Here is a 21,502-nt window from a genome sequence, read left to right as displayed (position 1 = left end):
ATAAAAACGGAATTGAAGTGAACTTCACTTCTATTCTCATGAGCGTTTGTAGTGCTAAGCACTAGTTCCGAAGAACTTGGCACTCGCCATCAAACGCCCACGCTTATCGGCTGTATATTTTTAAGGAACCAGAAGATCAGATTTTCTCTTTTCTTCTCGACTCGCTGCAATCAGCGGAGCCTTGAATTCTAACAGGTTTTTTAAAGTCCTGTCAAACTCTGTGGTTATTTGCCTTTCAGCTTCCAACCACCCACCAACCTCAACCACCGCAATCTCTTGCAGCACCTCAGATCAGCGAAGCCTCGAATTCTACACCAGCTTTTATCACCAGCGCAACTCTCAGCACAACTTTTCTCTTCCACCTCTCTCGCCACCTACATCCACCGCAAACCCCTCAGGACTCACAGCAATCTTCAGTAGCGAAGCCCGCTAGTGTACACAGTTTTTTGCTCACAGCGTCCATTTTTCCATCAATTTTTCCGGAGTGAGGTGGTCGTACCCCTCGAACGGCTGATGGATCCACGGATTGGTGGGCAGGAACTCCACGGAGTAGTCGGGCGTGAAGGTGGACATCGCCTTCGTCCAGATGACCGCGCTGCGCAGTTCCGTGATCGGAGCGTAATTGGACTTCAGGAGCGAGATGACGGCGTTCAAGGTGTGGCCGGAATCCGCCAGATCATCGACGAGGAGCACGCGACCCGCAATTTCGCCCTTGGGCGTGGTGATGAACCGCGCGATGTCGAGATGGCCCTGCACCGTCCCGGCCTCTGCGCGGTAGGAACTGGTGGACATGATGGCCAGCGGCTTGTCGAAGATGCGGCTCAGGATGTCGCCCGGCCGCAGCCCGCCACGCGCCAGGCAAAGAATGGTGTCGAATTGCCAGCCGGACTGGTGCACCTTCAGGGCCAGCTTTTCGGTCAGGCCGTGGTACTCGTCGTAGCTCACATAGAGGTGCTTGCCGTCTTCAGTCAACATGGGTGGGGGGCTCCGGAGGGCGCTTTCAGGAAAAACGGATGTGCCGAACCGCGCTTACTGCGCGGCGTAGGGATGCTGCATCATGATCGTATGGTCCCGGTCAGGACTCGTGGAGATCATGGCGATGGGCACGGCAGTGACTTCGGCGATGCGCTCCAGATAGCGGCGCGCATTGGCAGGAAGCGATGCGTATTGGGTCACGCCGACAGTGGAGTCGCTCCAGCCCGCCAGGGTTTCGTACACGGGCACGCAGCGGGCAATTTCCTCTGCCCCCATGGGCAGGATGTCGATGCGCTCGCCGTCAAGGTCATAACCGACGCAGAGCTTCAACTCATCCAGGCCGTCCAGCACATCCAGCTTGGTGATGCACAGACCCGTCAGGCCGTTCACCTGGGCGCTTCTCTTGAGCAATGCAGCATCGAACCAGCCGCAGCGGCGGCTGCGACCGGTGGTCACGCCTTTCTCCGCTCCGATGGTGCTCATGTGGTAGCCGGGAGTGCCCGGCTTTTCCCATTCCAGTTCGGTCGGGAACGGTCCGCCGCCCACCCGGGTGCAATAGGCCTTGGTGATGCCCAGCACGTAGTGCAGCATGCCAGGCCCCACGCCGGATCCCGCCGCCGCGTTGCCGGCAACGCAATTGCTGGAAGTCACATAGGGATAAGTGCCATGGTCCACATCCAGCAGCGTGCCTTGCGCACCTTCGAACAGAAGGTTGGCTCCCGCCTTGTGGGCCTCGTTCAGTTCGCGCGATACGTCGGCGATCATGGGCTTGAGCAGTTCGGCGTGGCGCATTGCCTCCTGATATACCGCATCGAACTGCACCTCTCCATCCTTCAGGTAGGGCTGCAGCGTGCTGCCGAACTGGAAGGATTCGGAGTGGAGGAATGACTTCAGCACATGGTTGTGGAGCGCCAGCAGTTCCTTGAGCTTCGCGGCAAAGCGCTCTGGGTGCTTGAGATCCTGGACGCGGAGGGCACGCCGGGCCACCTTGTCTTCATAGGCGGGGCCGATGCCACGGCCGGTCGTGCCGATCTTCTCGCTGCCGCCATGTTCACGTGCGGCCTCGCGGGCAACGTCCAGTGCGGCATGGAACGGCAGGATCAGCGGGCATGCCTCGCTGATGCGCAGGCGGGAACGCACTTCCACCCCGGCCTTCTCCAGGCCTTCGATCTCCTCGAACAGCTTGGCCGCCGAGAGCACGACGCCATTGCCGATGTAGCACTTGACCCCGCGCCGCATGATGCCGCTCGGGATGAGGTGCAGGGCGGTCTTCACGCCGTTGATGACGAGGGTGTGGCCTGCGTTGTGCCCGCCCTGGAAGCGCACCACGCCCTGGGCGCTTTCGGTGAGCCAGTCCACGAGCTTGCCCTTGCCTTCGTCACCCCACTGGGTACCCACCACGACGACGTTTCGCCCTTTGATCGCTGCTTGCATGTCAAACCTGCCTGGATTCAATGTTCATCAATATGGAAGAGGCCGCACCGCCCACTGTCCCTGCTCGAGCACCAGTTCACGGTCGCACTGGAATTCCTGCACTTCGCTTTCATGGCCCGGCAATACGCAGACCACGGTTTCGCCCGCGCTGCGGAGCTGTGCAATGAAGCGGTGGGCGTCCGGCGTGGCAGCCCAGGGGGCCTTGATCGCCGCTTTCAGCGTCCGCGGGGGCACGATGCCGACCAACTGCTTGATATCGAGGCTGAAGCCCGCGGCAGGCCGGGTCCTGCCGAAGGCTGCGCCCACTTCGTCATAGCGCCCTCCCCGCACCACCGCATCCGTCGCGTTGCGGGCGTAGATGGTGAAGCGGGCGCCGCTGTAATAGGAATAGCCGCGGAGATCGGCGAGGTCGAACGACACCGCGCGGCCCTCGAGGTGCGCGGCGATGGATTTCAGGTTGGCGAGCACCTCTTCGACACCGGCCACGCCGCTGAGCGCGGTCCGGGCCTCGTCCAGGACGCGGGCATCGCCATAGAGCTCCAGCACGGCCGACAGCGCATGCCGGGTATCGGACGGCAGCCCGGCCGACGCCTGCGACAGCTCGGAGGCGTCCTTGGCGGCGAGTGCCGCGTAGATTCTCCGGACCGTGGCGGCATCAGCGGCGATGGGTTCCAGCAGCGTGCGGACGATGCGGGCATCGGACAGATCGACGCTGACGCCCTCGACACCCGCGAGATGCAGGCAGTCGAGTGCCAGCAGCACGGACTCCAGGTCTGCCTCCATGCCGGAGTGACCATAGATTTCCGCTCCGAATTGCAGGGGTTCGCGGGTCGCGCGAGGACGGTCCGGCCGGGTGTGCAGCACGGGGCCGCAGTAGCACAGGCGCGTGACACCGGAGCGGTTCAGCAGGTGGGCGTCGATCCGCGCGACCTGCTGGGTCATGTCGGCACGCAGGCCGATGGAGCGACCGGACAACTGGTCCACCAGCTTGAATGTCTGGAGGTCCAGCGCCTCGCCCGTTCCGGACAGCAGGGATTCCAGGTGCTCCAGCATCGGGGGCATGACCAGTTCATAGCCATAGCCCCGGGCAGTGTCGATGAGGCCTCGACGCAGTTCTTCGATGTGCCGGGCCTCCGAAGGCAGGACATCGGCAATGTGATCCGGCAGGACCCAAGCGGACATGGGAAGGGGGGGTCTGTTAAAAATGCAATTCTACCGGTCACTGTCGGCACGGCCGTCTCGCAGAGGACGCGCGGAGTGCGGCGCAGGCGTGACGGGGCGATGGGATCGCCCGTTTTTTGTCAGCCTGGGCAGCTGGAGGCACTGGCACGCAGCGGCCGGCCCTCCTGATCGGAATGACTCAGTTGCGGGGAGCGGGGGACGCCGCGTTTCCGCGGAAGTTCTTGAAGAATTCGCTGGATGACGGATCAACCACCACCACGTCGCTCTTCTTGCTGAAGCTCGACTTGTAGGCTTCGAGGCTCCGGTAGAACTGGGCAAACTGCGCATCGCGCCCGAACGCATCCGCATAGATGCGCGCAGCCTCGGCATCACCCTCCCCCTTCAGCTTCTGGGCATCACGGTAGGCGTTGGCGATGGTGATCTCACGCTGCCTGTCGGCGTCGGCGCGGATTTTCTCGCCTTCGGCTGCGCCGGTGGAGCGGAGTTCGTTCGCCACGCGCTTGCGTTCGGCTTCCATGCGGCGATAGACCGACTCGGTGATGGCCTCGACGTAATCCACGCGGGTGATGCGGACATCGACGACATCCACACCCCAGGGCTTGCTGCCCTTGACGACCTCCAGGACTTCCTTCTTCACGTCCGACATGAGCGCATCGCGCTTCGCGGACAGCAGTTCCTTGACGGTGCGGCGGTTGATCTCTTCCTGGAAGGCGTTGCGCACGACCCGGTTGAGCTGCAGCGCGCCGGCATTCTCGTCGAGGCCGACATTGCGGATGTATTCCGAAGGATCGGAAATGCGCCAGCGCACGTACCAGTCGATTACCACCCGCTGCTTCTCGGCAGTCAGCATGGACTCGGTGTCGGTACTGTCGAGCGTGAGCAGCCGCTTGTCGATGTAGCGCACGTTCTGGAACGGCGGGGGCAGCTTGAAGTTGAGGCCCGGCTCGGTGATGACTTCCTTGATCTGCCCGAGCTGGTAGACCACGCCGAACTGGCGCTGGTCCACGACGAACAACGTGGAGCTGAGCAGGGCAAGCACCACCAGCAGGGAGGAAACGATGAATCCGACTCTGTTCACGACTGTCTCTCCCTCGGGCTAGCGGGCGTCACGGTCCCGGGTGCGGCTGGTGTCGCGCGCGCGGGAATCGATGGGAAATGCCTGGGTGGTACTGGAAGGTATGGACGACGACGACGACGCCGGAGGAGCTTCCGGGGCGGTTGCCGCCGCAGCGCCGCCCTGCGAGACGTTCTGCATGATCTTGTCCAGCGGGAGGTAGAGCAGGTTCGAGCCCTGGCGCGAGTCCACCAGCACCTTGGTGACGTTAGAGTAAATCTGCTGCATGGCTTCGAGATACATGCGGTCACGGGTGACCTGCGGCGCCTTCTGGTACTCGGTGAGCACGGAGCTGAAGCGCTGGGCATCGCCCTGCGCCTGGGCGACGATCCGCGCCTTGTAGGCAGCGGCTTCCTCGGTGAGCCGGGAAGCAGACCCGACCGCACGGGGGATCACATCGTTGGCGTAGGCCTGGGCTTCGTTCTTCGCGCGCTCGCGCTCCTGACCGGCCTTCAGTACGTCGTCGAACGCGGCCTGCACCTGCTCGGGCGGGCGCACGCCGCCCTGCTGCAGGTTGATGCCGACCACCTCGACGCCGATCTTGTAGCGGTCCAGGATGGTCTGCATGAGGGTGCGGACGCGGGGGGCGATCTGGTCGCGCTCCTCGGCCAGCGCGGTATCCATGCGCATCTTGCCGACGATCTCTCGCACGGCCGTCTCGGCCACCTGAATCACGGCTTCACCGGGGTTGCGGCTTTCGAACAGCCAGGCCCGGGCGTCGTTCAGGCGATACTGGACGGCGAACTTGATTTCGACGATGTTCTCGTCTTCGGTGAGCATGGCCGACTCGCGCAGGCCGGTGCTCTTGATGATGCTGTCCCGGCCGACGTCGGCGGAGCGGATCTGGGTGACGAACACCAGTTCATGCCGCTGGATGGGGTACGGCAGGCGCCAGTTGAAGCCGGCGTTGACCGTGGTCTTGTACTTGCCGAACTGGGTGATGACGGCCTGCTGCCCTTCCTGGACGATGAAGAAGCCGGAGCCGAGCCAGATCAGCACGGCCACCGCGGCGATCAGGCCCACGCCCACGCCGGTATTCTTCATGTCGGGCTGGAATCCACCGCCCGATCCGTTGCCAGGACCGCGCCCGCCGCCGTTGCGCCCGCCGAAGAGGCCTCCGAGCTTGCGGTTGAGGTCGCGCCACAGTTCGTCCAGGTCGGGCGGCTGGCCCTGGGGATCCCGGCCCCGGTTCCCCCCGGGTGGAGGGTTCGGACGATCGGAATCCGGGCGGTTCGCACCATCAGCCTTGTCATCGCCGCGGCCCCAGCGGGGATCATTCAGATTGAACATGCCCCGGATCCGCCCGGGCAGCGATGCCGGACGCCAGGCTCTGAAAGGATGATTCATGCGATAGATCTCTGGTTTTCGAGAAGATGGGTCTCGCGGCATTGTGCCCAACTGGCCTCAATGCGCTGGAAATTCAGCATCGGTGCCTGGGGTCATGGGGTTTTCGCGGGCGGCCAGTACCGAAGCGGTCAACTGGCTGCGCAGCTCAGGCAACCCCTGCCCGGTGCGGGCACTGACGAACAGTTTCGGCAACTGGCGCCCGTCCCATTCGTAGGTGTCCTGCATGGCCACCGGCTGCTGGTCGGCGGGCACGGCATCCAGCTTGTTGAAGACCAGAACCTGCGAAATCTCGCCGGCACCGATCTCGCCGAGCACTTTCTCGACCTCTGCGATCTGCTCGGGGAAATCGGGATTGGACGCGTCCACGACGTGCAGGAGCAGGTCGGCATCGACAGCTTCCTGCAGGGTGGCCTGGAAGGCATCGATGAGACCGTGGGGCAGGTCGCGGATGAAGCCCACCGTGTCGGACAGGGACACGGTGCCGCCGAGCTCGGTCAAGTACAGCTGGCGGGTGGTCGTGTCCAGCGTGGCGAACAGCTGGTCTGCGGCATAGGCCCTCGCCTTCACGAGTGCGTTGAAGAGCGTCGACTTGCCGGCATTGGTGTAGCCGACCAGGGAGATGTTGAAGGTGTCCCGGCGGGCACGCTGGCGCCGCTGGGTGGCGCGCTGGCGCTTGACCCTCTGCAGGCGTTCGCGGGTGCGCTTGATCGCGTCGTCGATCATGCGGCGATCGAGCTCGATCTGCGTTTCGCCAGGGCCGCCGCGCGCACCGATGCCGCCACGTTGCCGCTCCAGGTGGGACCAGCGGCGGACGAGGCGGGTGCTCAGGTATTGCAGTCGCGCCAGTTCGACCTGGAGCTTGCCCTCGTGGCTCCGGGCGCGCTGCGCGAAGATCTCGAGGATGAGCAGGGTGCGGTCGGTGACCGGCAGCTCCAGATGCCTCTCGAGGTTGCGTTGCTGCGCGGGGCTGAGGGCCTGGTCGAAGAGCACCTCCACCGCGCCGTGCATCTGCGCGAGCATGCGGATTTCATCGGCCTTGCCGCTGCCGACGAACAGTGCGGCATCGGGCGCCTTGCGCTTGCAGGTCAGCCGGGCCACGGGAGCAAGGCCCGCGGTCTGCGCCAGCAGGCCCAGCTCTTCCAGCTCGGCATCGAAATGGGGAAGGCCGAAATCCACCCCCACCAGTATGACGGGAGTGGATTTCGGTTCAGGGGATGAGGAAGAACTCAAGACAGCAGCCTGGACGGGGCATGCGCCCTGTCCAGGGTGTACCTACACGGGCGCAGGAGTGTCAATTGCCGGATTCGGCGTCCGCGGGTTCGGCCGTCGAAAAATTGACGGCACGGCCCGGAACGATGGTGGAGATAGCGTGCTTGTAGACCATCTGGGTGACCGTGTTGCGCAGCAGCACGACATACTGGTCGAAGGATTCGATCTGCCCCTGCAGCTTGATACCGTTGACCAGGTAGATGGAAACAGGCACGTGCTCGCGGCGCAGTGCGTTCAGGAAGGGATCTTGAAGAAGTTGACCTTTGTTGCTCACGATATTCTCCGTGTTCAGGAATATTGTTGTAAAGCTGCACCTTACCACAGCCTTCCGTCGCCCAGGACGAAACGGGACATTGACGGGATGTGCACCTACGCGTCGGAGTCTTCGGCGAAGGGATTGCGGGATGTCTTCATTTCGATGCGCAGAGGCGTGCCCACGAGGTCGAACTCCTTGCGGAAACGGCCCTCCAGGAAGCGCTTGTACGCATCGGTGACATGTTCCAGCGAGTTGCCGTGGACGACGATCACCGGCGGGTTCATGCCGCCCTGGTGGGCATAGCGCATCTTGGGGCGGAACATGCCCGAACGCTTGGGCGCCTGGAACTGCACGGCCTCCAGCAGGAGGCGGGTGAGCACCGGCGTGGGCATCTTGCAGGTGGCGGCCTTGTGCGCCTGGGCGATCGAAGTCCACAGGGGGCCGAGCCCCTGGCGCTTCTTGGCGGAAATGAAGTGCAGCGAGGCGAACTTCAGAAACGACAGGCGGGTCTCGATGGAGCGCTCGAGCATCTGGCGGCCGTAATCGTCCACGGCATCCCATTTGTTCACCGCGAGGACCACCGCCCGCCCACTCTCGAGGATGTAGCCGGCGATGTGCGCGTCCTGGTCCGTCACGCCCTGTGTGGCGTCCAGCAGCAGCAGCACGACGTTGGCGGACTCGATGGCCTGCAGGGTCTTGACCACCGAGAATTTCTCGATGGCCTCGAACACCCTGCCCTTGCGCCGCAGGCCTGCGGTGTCGATGAGCTCGAACTTCTGGCCGTTGCGCTCGAAGGGTACGGAGATCGCATCCCGCGTCGTGCCCGGCATGTCGAAGGCGACGAGGCGCTCCTCGCCGAGCCAGGTATTGATGAGCGTGGACTTGCCCACGTTCGGCCGGCCGGCCACGGCCAGCCGGATGGGCTTGTCCTCGCCGTCGTCCTCTTCGTCCTCGGGCTCGGGAAGCTGCAGCGTTTCAAGGGCCGTTTCGAGCAGGCTGCGGACACCCTGGCCGTGGGCCGCGGAGACGGGGAGGACCTCGCCCAGGCCCAGTTCGTAGAACTCGGCCAGTTGCGCACCCTCGCGCATGCCTTCGGCCTTGTTGCCCACCAGCAGGCAGGGCTTGCCGAGGCGACGCAGGTAGTTGGCGATGTCGTGGTCCTGCGCCGAGAGGCCCGCGCGCGCGTCCACGACGAAGATGACCACGTCCGCTTCCGCGACGGCCTGCTGCGTCTGCTTGGCCATCTCGCGGTAAATGCCTGCCGAGGCATCGGGCTCGAAGCCCCCGGTATCGATGACGATGTACTCGTGCTTGCCCAGCTTGCCGTTGCCGTAGTGCCGATCACGCGTGAGGCCCGCGAAATCGGCAACGATGGCGTCGCGCGACTTCGTGAGCCGGTTGAACAGGGTGGACTTGCCCACGTTGGGGCGGCCCACCAGGGCGATGACTGGCTTCATCCGGACACTTTCCTCGTTGGCGTGGAGCCGGTCATTCGGGACGGAACCCGTAGATGCCGCCGTTGCGCGTGACGACGACCAGCGTGTCGCCGGCAGCCACCGGGGGAGCGGCCACGCCCGAGCCGTCGGTCGTGAGACGGTTCAGGAAGGAGCCGTCCTCGCGGGACAACAGGTGCACGAGGCCGGAATCGTCGCCCACCACCACCGAGCGCCCCAGCAGCAGGGGCGCGCTCAGCTTGCGGTAGCGCAGCTTGTCCAGCGACCAGGCCTGGGCGCCGTCGGCACGCTTCCAGGCCACGACGGTGCCATTGCTCTCGGTACCGAACAGCATGGTCGCGTCGCCATGGATGCCTTCCGAGCCGCTGGCGGGATGGGTCCATGCCACCGTGCCGCGGGAGGTGTCCACGCAGCCCACCGTGGCCTGGTAGGCCCGGGCGCAGACGCTGTCGCCTTCGCGGCTCACGCGGCCGAGCAATTCCACCAGGCGTTCGACGTCGTTGGTGCCGCGCGGGCTGGCCAGCGGCGCTTCCCAGCGCACCGTGCCGTTGTCGGGGTTGAAGCCCACCATCCGGCCCGACAGCCCGGCGACCAGGGTGTCGCCGACGGCAGTGATCAGGCCATCCTGGCGCAGCACCAGTGGTTCGCCAGGACGCTGCTGGTTCCATAGCCTGGCTCCGCCCGCCGCATCGTAGGCGGACAGAGAGCGGTCCGCAGCCAGGACGAAGACGCGGTTGCCGGCCACCAGCGGCGCCGTGTAGACCTGCGCCGCGAGCGGCTTGCGCCACAGCTCGCGGCCGCCGGCCAGGACGACCAGCTGGTTGGAACCCGTGACGACCGCGGTCCACTTGCCGTCGCTGCCCACGCCCGCGGACAACGGTTCGCCGATCGTGGCGCGCCAGACGTCCCCACCGGTGCGGGCATCGATGGCGGCGACAGTGCCTTCGGCGGATGCCACGGTGACCTGGGTGCCGTTCACGTGGACGGACAGGGGCAGGCGGCCGATCTCTCCGATTTTGGACGTCCAGGCCTGCCGGACGCCGATCACGGGGACTACGGGGCCCAGTTCGGCGGGCTTGGGCTTGGAAGATCCACCCCACAGGGAGCAGCCGGAAGCCAGGGTGGCGGCGGCCACGAAAAGGGCCAGGCCCGCACGGCGGGCGCCGCGCTCGAAGTTGTGCTGCTGTGTCACTTTGCGGCCTCTCCGTCTGCACGCGCCTGGACGCCCAGGCTGCCCAGCTTCACCTCGACGACGCGGCGGTATTCGGTTCCGTCCTCGAGGCCCTTGTATGCCTTCTGGTACTCGGCGATCGCCTCGGCCTTCTTGCCCTGCAGCGCCAGCACGTCGCCCCTGCGGTCAGCGACCATCGGATCGAATTGCGGGGGAAACTTGCCGGAAAGGCGTGCCAGAGCCTGGTCATAGGCCTTCTGGTCGATGAGCAGGCCCGCCAGCCGCAGCGAGGCGATGGCCTTGTAGCCGTCGTCGGACGCGTTGTCGGCCAGCCATTGAAGGATGGGTTTTGCCCCTTCGGGGTTGCCGCTGTCCACCATGGCCTTCGTGGCCAGCAGCCCCGCCTGCGCGGCCTGCACGGTACCGCCGTAGCGGGACTTGAGGTCGTCGAAGGCCTGCGTGGCGCGGGCTGCGTCGCCGCCCTGCACTGCGGCCTGTACGGCATCCGACAGCGCGGCGGCCTGTCCTGCCTGCCGGTTCTGCCAGTACTGGTAGCCGTTCCAGGCGGCCACGCCGCCAAAGATCACGACCAGCACGCCGCTGATGAGCGTGCCCCAGGCATTCCAGAAATGCTTGAGCTGGTCGATCTGTTCTTGTTCTTCGAGGTCGAGGTGTTTTGCCATGAATAAGGGTTCGCGACAGGATTAGCGGGAGGATTGTAGGATGGCGGCCCAGGCGGGGATGTCGTCGAGACGCCGCTCGACCTGCTCTGCGCCCTGCTCCCGCAGCGGCTTGACGGTGACGGCGCCCCGGGCGAGCTCGTCCGCACCGAACACCAGGGCGAATGCCGCACCGCTCGCATCCGCGCGCTTGAACTGCGACTTGAAGCTGCCCTGCCCTTCGGCGCCGGCGGCATGCATCTGCACGCTGACCCCCGCCTCGCGCAACTGCCGCAGGGTGCGGAGCACGACCGGCGCGGCGGCTGCATCGGGCACGACGGCATAGACATCGGGCCGGGCCTCGGGAATGGCTGCCCCCTGCTCCCGGAGCAGTTCCAGCACGCGCTCGACGCCGATGGCCCAGCCGACGGCGGGGGCCGGCTTGCCGCCCACCTGGACGATGAGATCGTCGTAGCGCCCGCCGGCACAGACCGTGCCCTGGGAGCCGAGGCGGTCGGTGATGAACTCGAACACCGTGAGGTTGTAGTAGTCCAGGCCGCGCACCAGGCGCGGATTGATGGTGTAGGCGATGCCGTTGGCGTCCAGGATGGCGCGCAGGCCATCGAAGTGGGCGAGCGACTCCTCGCCGAGGAAATCCATGAGCCGGGGGGCCGACTCCACCACGGGCTTCATCGCGGGATTCTTGGTGTCCAGGATGCGCAGCGGATTGGCATGCAGGCGGCGCTTGCCGTCCTCGTCGAGCAGGTTCGCGTGCCGCTCGAAGTGGGCGATGAGCTGCTCGCGGTGGCGTGCGCGCTCCGCGGGCTGGCCGAGGCTGTTGAGCTCGAGCCGCACGTCGGTGAGTCCGATGGACTTCCAGAGCGCGTCCGCCAGAAGGATCAATTCCGCATCGACGTCGGGACCGGCGAAGCCCAGCGCTTCGGCGCCGATCTGGTGGAACTGGCGGAAGCGACCGCGCTGCGGCTTCTCGCGGCGGAACATGGGACCGGTGTACCAGAGGCGCTTAGGCCCGTCGTAGAGCATGTTGTGCTCGATGGCCGCGCGCACGACGCCGGCGGTGTTCTCGGGCCGCAGGCTGAGGTGGTCGTTGTCGCCGTACTTGTCGGAACGGTCGTGGAAGGAGTACATCTCCTTCTCGACGATGTCGGTGACCTCGCCGATGCCGCGGACGAACAGTGCGGTGTGCTCCAGGATGGGCGTACGGACGTTCCGGTAGGCGAACTGCCCCATGAGGCCCCGCACCTTGCCCTCCAGCCATTCCCAGCGGGACGACTCGGGCGGCAGGATGTCGTTCATGCCTTTGACGGCGGCGAGCTTGGCGGGCCGGGAGGCCTGGGACGGGTTGGAGGAGTTGCTTGCGGACATACGTCGGAAAATGGGAGCGTTGGCCCCGGTGCGGGCATGGCCTGCATCCACGGGAGGATGTGGCGCTGCTGCCCTGAACGGATCAGAGAACCTCGGCGGTGCTGCCGAAGCGGCGGGAAATATAGTCCTCGACCACCTGCTGGAAGTCGCGGGCGATGTGCTCTCCGCGCAGGGTCATCGCCTTCTCTCCATCGATGAATACCGGCGCGGACGGCGCCTCGCCCGTTCCGGGCAGGCTGATGCCGATGTCGGCGTGCTTGCTTTCACCAGGACCGTTCACGATGCAGCCCATCACGGCCACCTTGATCTTCTCGACGCCAGGGTAGCGGGTGCGCCAGACGGGCATCTGCGAGCGCAGGAAATCGTCGATCTGCTTGGCCAGTTCCTGGAAGGTCGTGCTGGTGGTGCGTCCGCAGCCGGGGCAGGCGGTGACGCTGGGCACGAAGACACGCAGCCCCAGGGCCTGCAGGATCTCGGAAGCCACGACGACCTCCTGGGTGCGGGCCTCGCCAGGCTGGGGCGTGAGCGACACCCGGATGGTGTCTCCGATGCCCTCCTGCAGGAGCACCGACAGCGCGGCCGCCGAGGCGACCGTTCCCTTGGTGCCCATGCCCGCTTCGGTCAGGCCCAGGTGCAGGGCATAGTCGCAGCGGCGGGCCAGTTCGCGATAGACGGCAATGAGGTCCTGCACGCCGCTGACCTTGCACGACAGGATGATCTGGTTGCCATCGAGGCCCATGGCCTCGGCGCGCTGCGCCGATTCGATGGCGGAGGTGATCAGGGCCTCGTACATGACCTGCCGGGCATCCCAGGGGACCGCGCGCCGGCTGTTCGCATCCATCAGGCCGGCGAGCAGCTCCTGGTCGAGGCTGCCCCAGTTCACGCCGATGCGCACGGCCTTGTTCCAGCGCATGGCGGCCTCGATCATCTGGCCGAACTGCCGGTCGCGCTTGTCGCCCTTGCCCACGTTGCCGGGGTTGATGCGGTACTTGGAGAGCGCCTGGGCGCAATCCGGGTATTCGGTGAGCAGGCGGTGTCCGTTGTAGTGGAAATCGCCCACCAGCGGCACGGTCTCGCCCATGCGGTCGAGCTGCTCGCGGATGTACGGAACGGCAGCCGCCGCTTCGGGCGTGTTGACGGTGATGCGCACGAACTCGGAGCCGGCCTGCGCCAATTCCTTGACCTGGATGGCCGTGCCGATCGCATCCACGGTGTCGGTGTTGGTCATGGACTGCACGCGCACGGGCGCATCGCCACCGACCGTCACCACCCGTTCGCCCCAGGCGATGCGGGCCTGGCGCGAACGCCGCGGAAGCGGCGATGCCATGGGAATGGGGGATTCGGCGTTGGGAGTGTGGATCACTTATTTCACCTCGAACCGGGCAACGTTCTCGCGCGCGACACGCGCCAGGTCCATGGGCTGGCCACGCACGAGGACCTCGGTGGCGTCGGCCTTGCCGACCACGACCGACCATGGGGGCGAGCCGGGAACCGCCACGGTTTCTCCGGCGCGCACCAGCTTCTGGAGGACGGTGCCGCCCGTCGCCGCGCGCACCTGGACCCAGGAGTCTCCACGCGCACGGATGACGAGCGCGCTCTGCGCTGCCTCGGCGCTGGCGGGTGCCGAAGGGGCGGCAGCGATGAGCGGCGCCGCGGCAGGTGCGCTGGACGCAGCCACGACCGACGACGCAACGGCGGCGGGCGGGAGCGGTGCGCCGCCCACCAGGGTTTCCTGGCGCAGCAGCACCGGCTCGGACACGCTCCCGGCCGGTGCTGCAGGCGCGCCGCCGGCCTGCGCGGTGTCCTGCGCATCCGCGGATGACTCGCCGCTCATGGCCGACGCTCCACCCTGCAGCCGGTCGAACCATTCCCGGGGAACGAAGACCAGGGCCACGGCAGCCACCAGCAGGAACGCGACGGCGAAGGCAACCTTGCGCGAACCGGGCGCGGCGGACGAGGAGGCCAGCTTGGCGGACCCCGGCTTGAACGATGCGTTGATGCCCTCGTGGGACGAAAGCCGGGGTGCCTGGTTCTGCGGCAGCAGCGCCAGCACGGGCGTCGCATCGATCTTGAAGGTCCGGCAGATGCTGGACACCAGCGCACGCACGAAGACGGCGTCCGGGAACACGCCAAGGTTGCCGGCCTCCAGGGCCTCGAGCTTGTGCACCGGCACCTTGAGCGACACGGCCAGCGCGGCCACATGCATGCCCGCCTGCTCGCGTGCCTGCCTCAGCATCGCCCCCGCCGTGGCGGCGTCCGCCAAGGCCCGCTCCACTTCCGCGCTGGAAATCTGTGCGTCCTGCGCCACCGGCTCACTCATTGAATGCCCCCCGATCGAATGCCAGCACTTCCTTGGAGTCAGGGAAACGCTTGTGCAATTGTTCACCCAGTTGGCGCATCTCCAGGCCATTGCCCAGGGCGCGCTCGATCTTGATACCCAGCCAGAGCGATTCCGCGTTGGCCAGTTCACTGTTGTTCAGGCGCCGGCTGTAGAACTGGGCCCGCTTCGCGTCACCGCGACGGAACGCCAGCGACGCCAGGTTGTAGCCCACCACCGGATTGCCGGCGTCGAGTTCGTAGGCCCTGGCCAGTGTCTTCTCGGCCTCGGCCACATCCCCGGCGCGTTCCTGGCAGAGCCCATGCGTCATGAGCGTCTTCGCGCGGGCGGTATAGGACGGCACGGCCAGCGCGCGTTCGAAGAAACGGCCGGCCTCTGCGTAGTTCTTTTGCTGGCAGCGCAGCCAGCCATAGTTGTGCAGCAGGTAGGGCTCCTGCGGATTGATGTCGAGCGCCCGGCGAAAGCTGTCGTCCGCGGCCGGCCAGTCCCCCAGGCGCATGAATACCAGGCCGCGCAGGTTGTAGCCGTCCCCGAACGAGGGATCGGTGGAGATGGCCTGCTGGACTTCTTCCAGCGCGACCTGGGTCTGGCCCATTTCCAGGTAGTTGGCGGCGAGCTCCAGCCGGATGCGTGCGCGCCGGCGCAGTTCCGCCGCCTCGGACGACGGGTTGGCCTCGGGCGCCAGGGCGGCCGCCGTGCTGGCACCGGCATCCGGCCGGGCGGCGCAGCCGCCCAGGACGAGCGCCAGGCACAGGACTCCGCCGGCCGCGAGAACGCCGCGGGATGCACGCCGCAGGAACGATCGGGGTTCCACCATCTCAAGCCTCCAGAACGGGGCGGCCTTCATGCCACCGGTTTGAGAACGATCGTGCGCTGCCTGGCCATGCGTTCGGCCGCCCGGGTGCGGTCCTTCACATCGCCCGCGAGCTGCCCGCAGGCCGCGTCGATGTCATCGCCGCGGGTCTTGCGCACGGTCGTAACGATACCCGCATCGCTGAGCATCTTCGCGAAAGCCGCCACCTGCCCAGGGTTGGAACGGTGCAGTCCGGAAGCGGGGAACGGGTTGAAGGGAATCAGGTTGAACTTGCAGCGCACGCCCTCGCCGCCGCGGGGGCGCACGAGGTCGATGAGCTGGCGCGCATGCTCGGGCTGGTCGTTGACGCCATCGAGCATGCAGTATTCGAAGGTGATGAAATCCCGCGGCGCGTGCTCCAGGTAACGCGTGCAGGCGTCGAGCAGTTCGCGCAGGGGGTATTTGCGGTTCAGGGGAACGAGCTGGTCCCGCAGGGCGTCGTTCGGCGCGTGCAGGGACACGGCCATCGCCACTGCGCAGTCCTGGGACAGGCGGTCCATCATGGGCACGACACCGGAGGTGGACACCGTCAGGCGCCGCCGCGACAGGCCATAGCCATGGTCGTCGAGCATGGTGCGCAGCGCCGGCACCAGTGCGGTGTAGTTCTGCAGGGGCTCGCCCATGCCCATCATGACCACGTTGGAGATGACGCGCTCCTGGGTTCCCAGGCGCGCACGCAGCGCATGCTCGGCGAACCACAGCTGGGCGACGATCTCGCCGCTGGTGAGGTTGCGGCTGAAGCCCTGGTGCCCCGTGGAGCAGAAGCGGCAGCCCACCGCGCAGCCGGCCTGCGAGGAAATGCACAGCGTGCCGCGGTCGTCCTCGGGGATGAACACGGACTCGACCGCATTGCCGTCGCCGACGTCGAAGAGCCACTTGACGGTGCCATCGGAGGACACGTGTTCGCTGATGACCGGCAGGGCCGCGACATGGGCGCAGCCCGCGAGCTTCTCGCGCAGCGATTTCGCCAGGTCGCTCATCCGGGCGAAATCGCTGGCGCCGCGCTGGTGGATCCAGCGGAAAAGCTGGACCGCGCGGAAACGCTTCTCCCCGAGCTGCTCGCAGAAAGCGGCGAGCCCGTCCAGGTCGAAGTCGAGAAGGTTCTTGGTCATCGTCGGGAAGCCGTTCCGGCTGGCAGGCCCCGGGGCATGGCGCAGGCGCCATGCCGGGCCGCCGGCAGGATCAGCGTGCGTAGATGTTCAGGCCGGGGAAGAAGAAGGACACTTCCACCTGCGCGGTTTCGGCAGCGTCCGAACCGTGCACGGCGTTGGCGTCGATGCTGTCGGCGAAGTCGGCGCGGATGGTGCCGGGGGCGGCCTTCTTCGGATCCGTGGCGCCCATCAGCTCACGGTTCTTCAGGATGGCGTTCTCGCCTTCGAGCACCTGGATCATCACGGGGCCGGAGATCATGAAGTCCACGAGGTCCTTGAAGAAGGGACGCTCCTTGTGGACGGCGTAGAACTGCTCGGCTTCCTGGCGCGACAGGTGGGCCATGCGTGCGGCGGCGATCTTCAGGCCGGCGGCTTCGAAGCGGGCGTAGATCTGGCCGATCACGTTCTTGGCGACTGCGTCGGGCTTGATGATGGAGAGGGTGCGTTCGATAGCCATGGTTGTTCCTTGGATGGTGAGAAAGACTTTTGCCCTGTGGACAAAGCCCTCGATTCTAATCGGCAGGACTTGTCCACAATGTGGCAGGGCACTCAGCGCCCGCCGCGCTTCTGGAAGGCCTTGCGCTTCTGCTTCTGGTCCTGCCGGTGCCGTGCGAGGCTGTCGCTGCCGATGTAGCCCACCGAGGTCTTCATCGGATCGGGCTGGCTGGAGGACGGCTCGGCACGCTTGCCCCGCCCGCCTGCGGGTGGATTGAAATAGTCACCCCGGGGCGCCGGGCCACCGGGGCCACCCTGGCCGCGCCCACCGCCCTTGCGCGGACCGCCTCCCTTGCGGTCACCCGTGGCGGCACCCGGCCCGGCGGGGCGCGGCATGTCGGCGCCGGCGGCCTGCATCAGTGCGCGGATGTCGCGCTCGTCCAGTTCCAGCCACGCGCCGCGCTTGAGGCCGCGCGGCAGCATCATGGAGCCGTAGCGGATGCGGATGAGCCGGCTGACGGCGTGCCCCACCGACTCGAGCATCCGCCGCACTTCGCGGTTGCGGCCTTCGGAGATGGTGACGCGGTACCAGCAATTGGAGCCTTCGCCGCCGCCGTCCTCGATGGAGCCGAAGGCGGCCGTGCCATCCTCGAGCTGGACGCCGTCGAGCAGGCGCTGCTTTTCCTCGTTGCTCAGGGCGCCCAGCACGCGCACCGCGTACTCTCGCTCCAGGCCGAAGCGGGGGTGCATGAGCTTGTTGGCCAGCTCGCCCGCGCTGGTGAAGAGCAGCAGCCCTTCGGTATTCAGGTCCAGGCGGCCCACGGACTGCCATTTGCCATGGGCCAGCCGCGGGAGCTTGCGGAACACGGTAGGCCGGTTCTGGGGATCGTCGTGGGTGACGACTTCGCCGACGGGCTTGTGATAGGCGATCACCCGCGGTGCAGGCGGATCGATGCGGTAGCGGATGGGCCGCCCATTGACCTTGACCTGGTCCCCGTACTGGACGCGCTGCCCGATGTGGGCGGGCTCGTTGTTGACGGAGATGCGGCCTTCGAGGATGAGCTGCTCCATCTCCAGCCGGGAGCCCAGTCCGGCCTGGGCCAGTACCTTGTGCAGCTTGGGCATTTCCACCTGTGGCGGCAGCACGCGCTTGGCGGGCGCGACATCGGTGCGGTCTTCATCGGCATCCAGCTGGCCCGAGACTACGTCGTCGAACCGGTAGCCCTCCGGCGCGGCCGGGTTCGGGCGGCCGCGCGGCCCGCGCGGTGCCTGCTCCCTGCGCTCCCGGGGCGAACGGGAGGCAGGTGCGGCCGAGCGCTCCTCGAATGCACCGGTGCCGTCTGCGTCCGGGTCGGATTCCGGCGGAGCGGGTTCGGGAGCGGCCTGGGCGATGGCAGAGCCACCGGCGTCCACACCGGGCACGGGATCGGGAGCCGTGGCAGGCTCGGACTCGGCAGCCGGGGCCGCGGACCGCTTTCGCGGCGCGCGGCGGGCGGGCTTCCTGGCCGCAGAGGCGTCTTCGGCTGCGGGTTGCGGGGCAGCGGCAGCCCCGTCGTTGTCGGGCTCGGATGGATTCATGGCGTGCTTTCGGGAGGGACCGGAGGTTCGGGGCGCCGGGGCTCCGGATCGTCCTCGGCGGTCGTCGGTGATTCTGTGGGTGCGGCGTCTTCCGGGACTGCGGAGGGGGTATCGCTGCCGGCGGGCTCCTGCGGCCCTTCGACCCCAGGCACTGCCGCCCCGCGCTCCAGGGCCTCCAGCACGCTGGACTGAACGGCGGGATTCTCGAGCATGGGCAGCTCGTCCAGGGATTTCAGCCCCAGGTCGTCGAGGAACTGGCGGGTGGTTGCGAACAGGGCGGGACGGCCGACGGTCTCGCGGTGCCCGATCACTTCCACCCAGCCCCGGTCCTCGAGCTGCTTGAGGATCAGGCTGTTGACAGTCACGCCGCGGATCTCCTCGATATCGCCACGGGTGACGGGCTGCCGGTAGGCGATGATGGCCAGCGTCTCGAGGGCGGCGCGGGTGTAGCGCGGTGGCTTCTCGGGATGGAGCCGGTCCAGGTATTCGCGCATTTCGGGCCGGCTCTGGAACCGCCAGCCCGATGCGACCTGCACGAGTTCGACGCCGCGCTGGGTCCATTCCTGCTGCAGCTCCACCAGCAACTGCTTGATGGTGTCGGCGCCCAGCGCGTCCTGGAAGAGCGTGCGCAGCTCCCGCAGCGTCGCGGGCTGCGGCGCACAGATCAGCGCGGTTTCGAGGACCCGTTTGGCATCCACCGTATTCATGGTTCAGCGATGGCGGTTGGCGGTGCCGCTGGCCGCGGGGCACCGCACGAGGTTGGGAGGCTCCGGCGGCTGGCAGAACTCTGCTGGTCCGCCATGCAGGGCCATGCCGGAGTGGGCGCGGCCCGCGAAGGGTGCGGACGGGAAGGCAGCGATACAGTTTTGTCAGCCGCTCTGGGGGCAGGCGTGGGCCGCGGGAGCGGCGGGGCGTTCGATCGGGACGGCGCGGCGCGCGGCAGGGCCCCGAGGAGGCCGGGCGGCCGGAAGGCCGCGTTCAGGCCGGATTGTAGCGTAGGCCCCAGGACTGGAGCGCGCTGGCCATGTCGCCGGGCAGCGGCGCATGGAAAAGCAGGGGCTCCCCGGTGACGGGGTGGGCGAACGCCAGGCGGTAGGCATGCAGCGCCTGCCGGGACAGGCCCGCCGCCGGCTCGCCGCCGTAAAGCGCATCGGCCACCAGCGGATGCCGCAGCCACGCCATGTGGACGCGGATCTGGTGGGTGCGCCCGGTGTGCAGCGTGCAATGCACCAGGCAGCCGTCTTCGCGCGTGTCGAGCACCGCGATGTCGGTGCGCGCCGGCTTGCCGGCATGCACGGCCAGGTCCACCGCAGCCATGCGCAGCCGGTTGCGCGGATCGCGCCCGATGGCCTCCTGCACCACGCGGGTCGGGGGGCCCTGCCAGGCACGGTGACCCACGGCCAGGTACTGGCGGCTGACCTCGCGCGCGGCGATCATCCGCACGATCGCATCCATCACGGCGCGCTCGCGGGCGACGACCATGAGGCCGCTGGTGTCCTTGTCGAGCCGGTGGACGATGCCCGCACGCGGCACGTTGCCAGCCCGAGGATCCAGCGCGAGCAGGCCGTTGAGCAGCGTGCCGCTCCAGTTGCCGGGAGCGGGGTGGACGACCAGGCCGGCCGGCTTGTTGACGATGCGCAGGTGCTCGTCCTCGTACACGGTGTCCAGCGCCATGGCTTCCGGGCGGAATGCCTGGCTCTGGGGCGTGGGCCGCAGTTCGACCGAAAGCACGTCGCCGGTCTGGACGCGCGCAGACGGCTTGGCTGCCGCACGGCCGTTGACCAGCACCCCGCCCTCGCCCAGCAACTGCTGGAGATAGCTGCGGGAGAACTCGGGCACCAGCTCGGCCAGCGCCTTGTCGAGCCGGACCCCGTGCTGCGCGGGCGATGCCTGCACGACCCGGGTTTCCGCACCGTCGGAACCGTCTTCCGCTTCGGCCGGATCGTCCGCCAGACCCTCGGGGAGGCCGCTGGCGGATGGGAGCACGACGGGATTCAACGCGCGGGCAGGTAGCGCGCCGGGTCCACGGGCTTGCCCTGGCGGCGAATCTGGAAGTGCAGTTTCACGCGGTCGGTGTCGGAACTGCCCATCTCGGCGATCTTCTGGCCGCGCCGCACCGACTGGTCTTCCTTGACCAGCAGCGTCTGGTTGTGGGCGTACGCCGTCAGGTAGGTGTTGTTGTGCTTGAGGATCACCAGGTTGCCGTAGCCGCGCAGGCCCGCGCCGGCATACACCACGCGGCCGTCGGCGGCGGCCAGGACCGGGTCGCCCGCCTTGCCGGCGATATCGTAGCCCTTGTTGCGGGCCTCGTCGAAGCCGGCCAACAGAGAGCCGGACGCCGGCCAGATAAAGGCCATGTCGTCATCGCCGCCGCCGGCAGCCGGGGCTGGGGCGGGCGCCGGAGCGGGGGCCGCCGCCACGGCGGATGCACCGCTGCGCGGTGCGCTCGCCCCGGACGCCGCCGGGGCGGGCGCGATGGCCGTGGAAGTCACGGGGCGCGTGACCACGCCGGTGTCGGATGCCACCTGCGCGGGCGGCGTGGTGCCGGGTGGCACGACCCGCAGCACCTGACCGACCTCGATGAGGTTGGGATTGTCCAGATTGTTCCAGCGGGCGATGTCCTTCCAGCCCTGGCCGGACTCGAGGCCGATGCGGATGAGGGTGTCGCCGGGCTTCACGCTGTAGTAGCCGGGCTTGCCCGCGTTCTCCGCCCCGGGGAGGGGTTTCGGCGGCGTGCCGACGACGACGCCGGACTGCGGCGATGTGGACGAGGAGGATGCGGCGGTGCCGCGGTCCTCCACCGGAGCCCTGTTGACGCGGGTTCCGCAGCCGGCCAGCACCACGACCGCCAACGCCACCGAACTCCAAGCCACAAGACCACGCGATACCAGCATAAGCAA

Annotated in this window: 20 protein-coding genes; all 20 read right to left on the bottom strand. The window is 67.1% G+C overall.

The window, feature by feature from the left end; all coding sequences use genetic code 11:
* Positions 1–450 precede the first annotated feature (450 nt).
* Positions 451–975 carry a phosphoribosyltransferase gene (locus tag BLR05_RS22500; RefSeq protein ID WP_092839219.1) on the bottom strand — a complete coding sequence of 175 codons (525 nt, stop codon included), beginning with the start codon at positions 973–975 and terminating at the stop codon, positions 451–453.
* A 54-nt stretch (positions 976–1,029) separates the two neighbouring features.
* Positions 1,030–2,409, bottom strand: coding sequence for an adenylosuccinate synthase (locus tag BLR05_RS22495; RefSeq protein ID WP_092839216.1), 1,380 nt, complete (start codon positions 2,407–2,409; stop codon positions 1,030–1,032).
* A 27-nt stretch (positions 2,410–2,436) separates the two neighbouring features.
* A complete protein-coding gene (locus BLR05_RS22490; protein ID WP_092839213.1) occupies positions 2,437–3,591 on the bottom strand; it encodes an ATP phosphoribosyltransferase regulatory subunit in 1,155 nt (384 codons plus the stop codon).
* A 178-nt stretch (positions 3,592–3,769) separates the two neighbouring features.
* Entirely contained in the window at positions 3,770–4,669 is a 900-nt protein-coding gene (gene hflC, locus BLR05_RS22485; RefSeq protein ID WP_013593917.1) for a protease modulator HflC, read from the bottom strand.
* Positions 4,670–4,687: 18 nt separating this feature from the next.
* A complete protein-coding gene (gene hflK, locus BLR05_RS22480; protein WP_092839210.1) occupies positions 4,688–6,052 on the bottom strand; it encodes an FtsH protease activity modulator HflK in 1,365 nt (454 codons plus the stop codon).
* A 57-nt stretch (positions 6,053–6,109) separates the two neighbouring features.
* Positions 6,110–7,282 carry a GTPase HflX gene (hflX, locus tag BLR05_RS22475; protein WP_092839207.1) on the bottom strand — a complete coding sequence of 391 codons (1,173 nt, stop codon included), beginning with the start codon at positions 7,280–7,282 and terminating at the stop codon, positions 6,110–6,112.
* Between the two features lie 61 nt (positions 7,283–7,343).
* Positions 7,344–7,595 (bottom strand): RNA chaperone Hfq, encoded by a 252-nt coding sequence (gene hfq, locus BLR05_RS22470; RefSeq protein ID WP_011794570.1) that lies wholly within the window; start codon positions 7,593–7,595, stop codon positions 7,344–7,346.
* 95 nt (positions 7,596–7,690) lie between these two features.
* The gene (gene der / locus BLR05_RS22465; protein ID WP_092839204.1) at positions 7,691–9,034 is read right to left on the bottom strand and encodes a ribosome biogenesis GTPase Der; all 1,344 of its coding nucleotides are present in this window, start codon (positions 9,032–9,034) and stop codon (positions 7,691–7,693) included.
* A gap of 31 nt (positions 9,035–9,065) precedes the next feature.
* A complete protein-coding gene (bamB, locus tag BLR05_RS22460) occupies positions 9,066–10,223 on the bottom strand; it encodes an outer membrane protein assembly factor BamB (RefSeq protein WP_092839201.1) in 1,158 nt (385 codons plus the stop codon).
* Positions 10,220–10,885 (bottom strand): YfgM family protein, encoded by a 666-nt coding sequence (locus tag BLR05_RS22455; protein WP_092839197.1) that lies wholly within the window; start codon positions 10,883–10,885, stop codon positions 10,220–10,222. The genes bamB and BLR05_RS22455 overlap by 4 nt, the downstream gene beginning before the upstream one ends.
* 21 nt (positions 10,886–10,906) lie before the next feature.
* Positions 10,907–12,247 (bottom strand): histidine--tRNA ligase, encoded by a 1,341-nt coding sequence (gene hisS / locus BLR05_RS22450; RefSeq protein WP_092839194.1) that lies wholly within the window; start codon positions 12,245–12,247, stop codon positions 10,907–10,909.
* Positions 12,248–12,329: 82 nt separating this feature from the next.
* Positions 12,330–13,574 (bottom strand): flavodoxin-dependent (E)-4-hydroxy-3-methylbut-2-enyl-diphosphate synthase, encoded by a 1,245-nt coding sequence (gene ispG / locus BLR05_RS22445; RefSeq protein ID WP_192883885.1) that lies wholly within the window; start codon positions 13,572–13,574, stop codon positions 12,330–12,332.
* 36 nt (positions 13,575–13,610) lie between these two features.
* Positions 13,611–14,567, bottom strand: coding sequence for a helix-turn-helix domain-containing protein (locus BLR05_RS22440; protein WP_092839189.1), 957 nt, complete (start codon positions 14,565–14,567; stop codon positions 13,611–13,613).
* Positions 14,560–15,402 carry a type IV pilus biogenesis/stability protein PilW gene (gene pilW / locus BLR05_RS22435; protein WP_092839186.1) on the bottom strand — a complete coding sequence of 281 codons (843 nt, stop codon included), beginning with the start codon at positions 15,400–15,402 and terminating at the stop codon, positions 14,560–14,562. The genes BLR05_RS22440 and pilW overlap by 8 nt, the downstream gene beginning before the upstream one ends.
* 26 nt (positions 15,403–15,428) lie before the next feature.
* On the bottom strand, positions 15,429–16,550 hold the full coding sequence (gene rlmN / locus BLR05_RS22430) for a dual-specificity RNA methyltransferase RlmN (protein ID WP_092839183.1): 1,122 nt from the start codon (positions 16,548–16,550) through the stop codon (positions 15,429–15,431).
* 70 nt (positions 16,551–16,620) lie between these two features.
* On the bottom strand, positions 16,621–17,046 hold the full coding sequence (gene ndk, locus BLR05_RS22425) for a nucleoside-diphosphate kinase (RefSeq protein WP_011794561.1): 426 nt from the start codon (positions 17,044–17,046) through the stop codon (positions 16,621–16,623).
* 92 nt (positions 17,047–17,138) lie between these two features.
* Positions 17,139–18,602 carry a pseudouridine synthase gene (locus tag BLR05_RS22420; RefSeq protein ID WP_092839180.1) on the bottom strand — a complete coding sequence of 488 codons (1,464 nt, stop codon included), beginning with the start codon at positions 18,600–18,602 and terminating at the stop codon, positions 17,139–17,141.
* Positions 18,599–19,309, bottom strand: coding sequence for an SMC-Scp complex subunit ScpB (gene scpB, locus BLR05_RS22415; RefSeq protein WP_092839178.1), 711 nt, complete (start codon positions 19,307–19,309; stop codon positions 18,599–18,601). Before scpB ends, BLR05_RS22420 begins: the two co-directional genes overlap by 4 nt.
* A gap of 271 nt (positions 19,310–19,580) precedes the next feature.
* Positions 19,581–20,600, bottom strand: coding sequence for an RluA family pseudouridine synthase (locus tag BLR05_RS22410; protein WP_092839175.1), 1,020 nt, complete (start codon positions 20,598–20,600; stop codon positions 19,581–19,583).
* A complete protein-coding gene (locus BLR05_RS22405; protein WP_092839172.1) occupies positions 20,597–21,496 on the bottom strand; it encodes a peptidoglycan DD-metalloendopeptidase family protein in 900 nt (299 codons plus the stop codon). The genes BLR05_RS22410 and BLR05_RS22405 overlap by 4 nt, the downstream gene beginning before the upstream one ends.
* Positions 21,497–21,502: the final 6 nt, after the last annotated feature.

It is taken from the genome of Paracidovorax cattleyae (genome assembly GCF_900104515.1).
In the GTDB taxonomy this organism is placed as follows: Bacteria; Pseudomonadota; Gammaproteobacteria; order Burkholderiales; family Burkholderiaceae_C; genus Paracidovorax; species Paracidovorax cattleyae.
This window is presented reverse-complemented; position numbering and strand designations above follow the sequence as displayed.

Bases quoted from the DNA above. Each gene is read 5' to 3' on its own strand.
- ndk (WP_011794561.1), bottom strand. From the start codon at position 17,046: ATGGCTATCGAACGCACCCTCTCCATCATCAAGCCCGACGCAGTCGCC.
- BLR05_RS22420 (WP_092839180.1), bottom strand. From the start codon at position 18,602: ATGAATCCATCCGAGCCCGACAACGACGGGGCTGCCGCTGCCCCGCAA.
- hisS (WP_092839194.1), bottom strand. From the start codon at position 12,247: ATGTCCGCAAGCAACTCCTCCAACCCGTCCCAGGCCTCCCGGCCCGCC.
- BLR05_RS22500 (WP_092839219.1), bottom strand. From the start codon at position 975: ATGTTGACTGAAGACGGCAAGCACCTCTATGTGAGCTACGACGAGTAC.
- pilW (WP_092839186.1), bottom strand. From the start codon at position 15,402: ATGGTGGAACCCCGATCGTTCCTGCGGCGTGCATCCCGCGGCGTTCTC.
- rlmN (WP_092839183.1), bottom strand. From the start codon at position 16,550: ATGACCAAGAACCTTCTCGACTTCGACCTGGACGGGCTCGCCGCTTTC.
- hflK (WP_092839210.1), bottom strand. From the start codon at position 6,052: ATGAATCATCCTTTCAGAGCCTGGCGTCCGGCATCGCTGCCCGGGCGG.
- BLR05_RS22405 (WP_092839172.1), bottom strand. From the start codon at position 21,496: ATGCTGGTATCGCGTGGTCTTGTGGCTTGGAGTTCGGTGGCGTTGGCG.
- BLR05_RS22495 (WP_092839216.1), bottom strand. From the start codon at position 2,409: ATGCAAGCAGCGATCAAAGGGCGAAACGTCGTCGTGGTGGGTACCCAG.
- der (WP_092839204.1), bottom strand. From the start codon at position 9,034: ATGAAGCCAGTCATCGCCCTGGTGGGCCGCCCCAACGTGGGCAAGTCC.
- scpB (WP_092839178.1), bottom strand. From the start codon at position 19,309: ATGAATACGGTGGATGCCAAACGGGTCCTCGAAACCGCGCTGATCTGT.
- BLR05_RS22490 (WP_092839213.1), bottom strand. From the start codon at position 3,591: ATGTCCGCTTGGGTCCTGCCGGATCACATTGCCGATGTCCTGCCTTCG.
- ispG (WP_192883885.1), bottom strand. From the start codon at position 13,574: ATGGCATCGCCGCTTCCGCGGCGTTCGCGCCAGGCCCGCATCGCCTGG.
- BLR05_RS22440 (WP_092839189.1), bottom strand. From the start codon at position 14,567: ATGAGTGAGCCGGTGGCGCAGGACGCACAGATTTCCAGCGCGGAAGTG.
- BLR05_RS22455 (WP_092839197.1), bottom strand. From the start codon at position 10,885: ATGGCAAAACACCTCGACCTCGAAGAACAAGAACAGATCGACCAGCTC.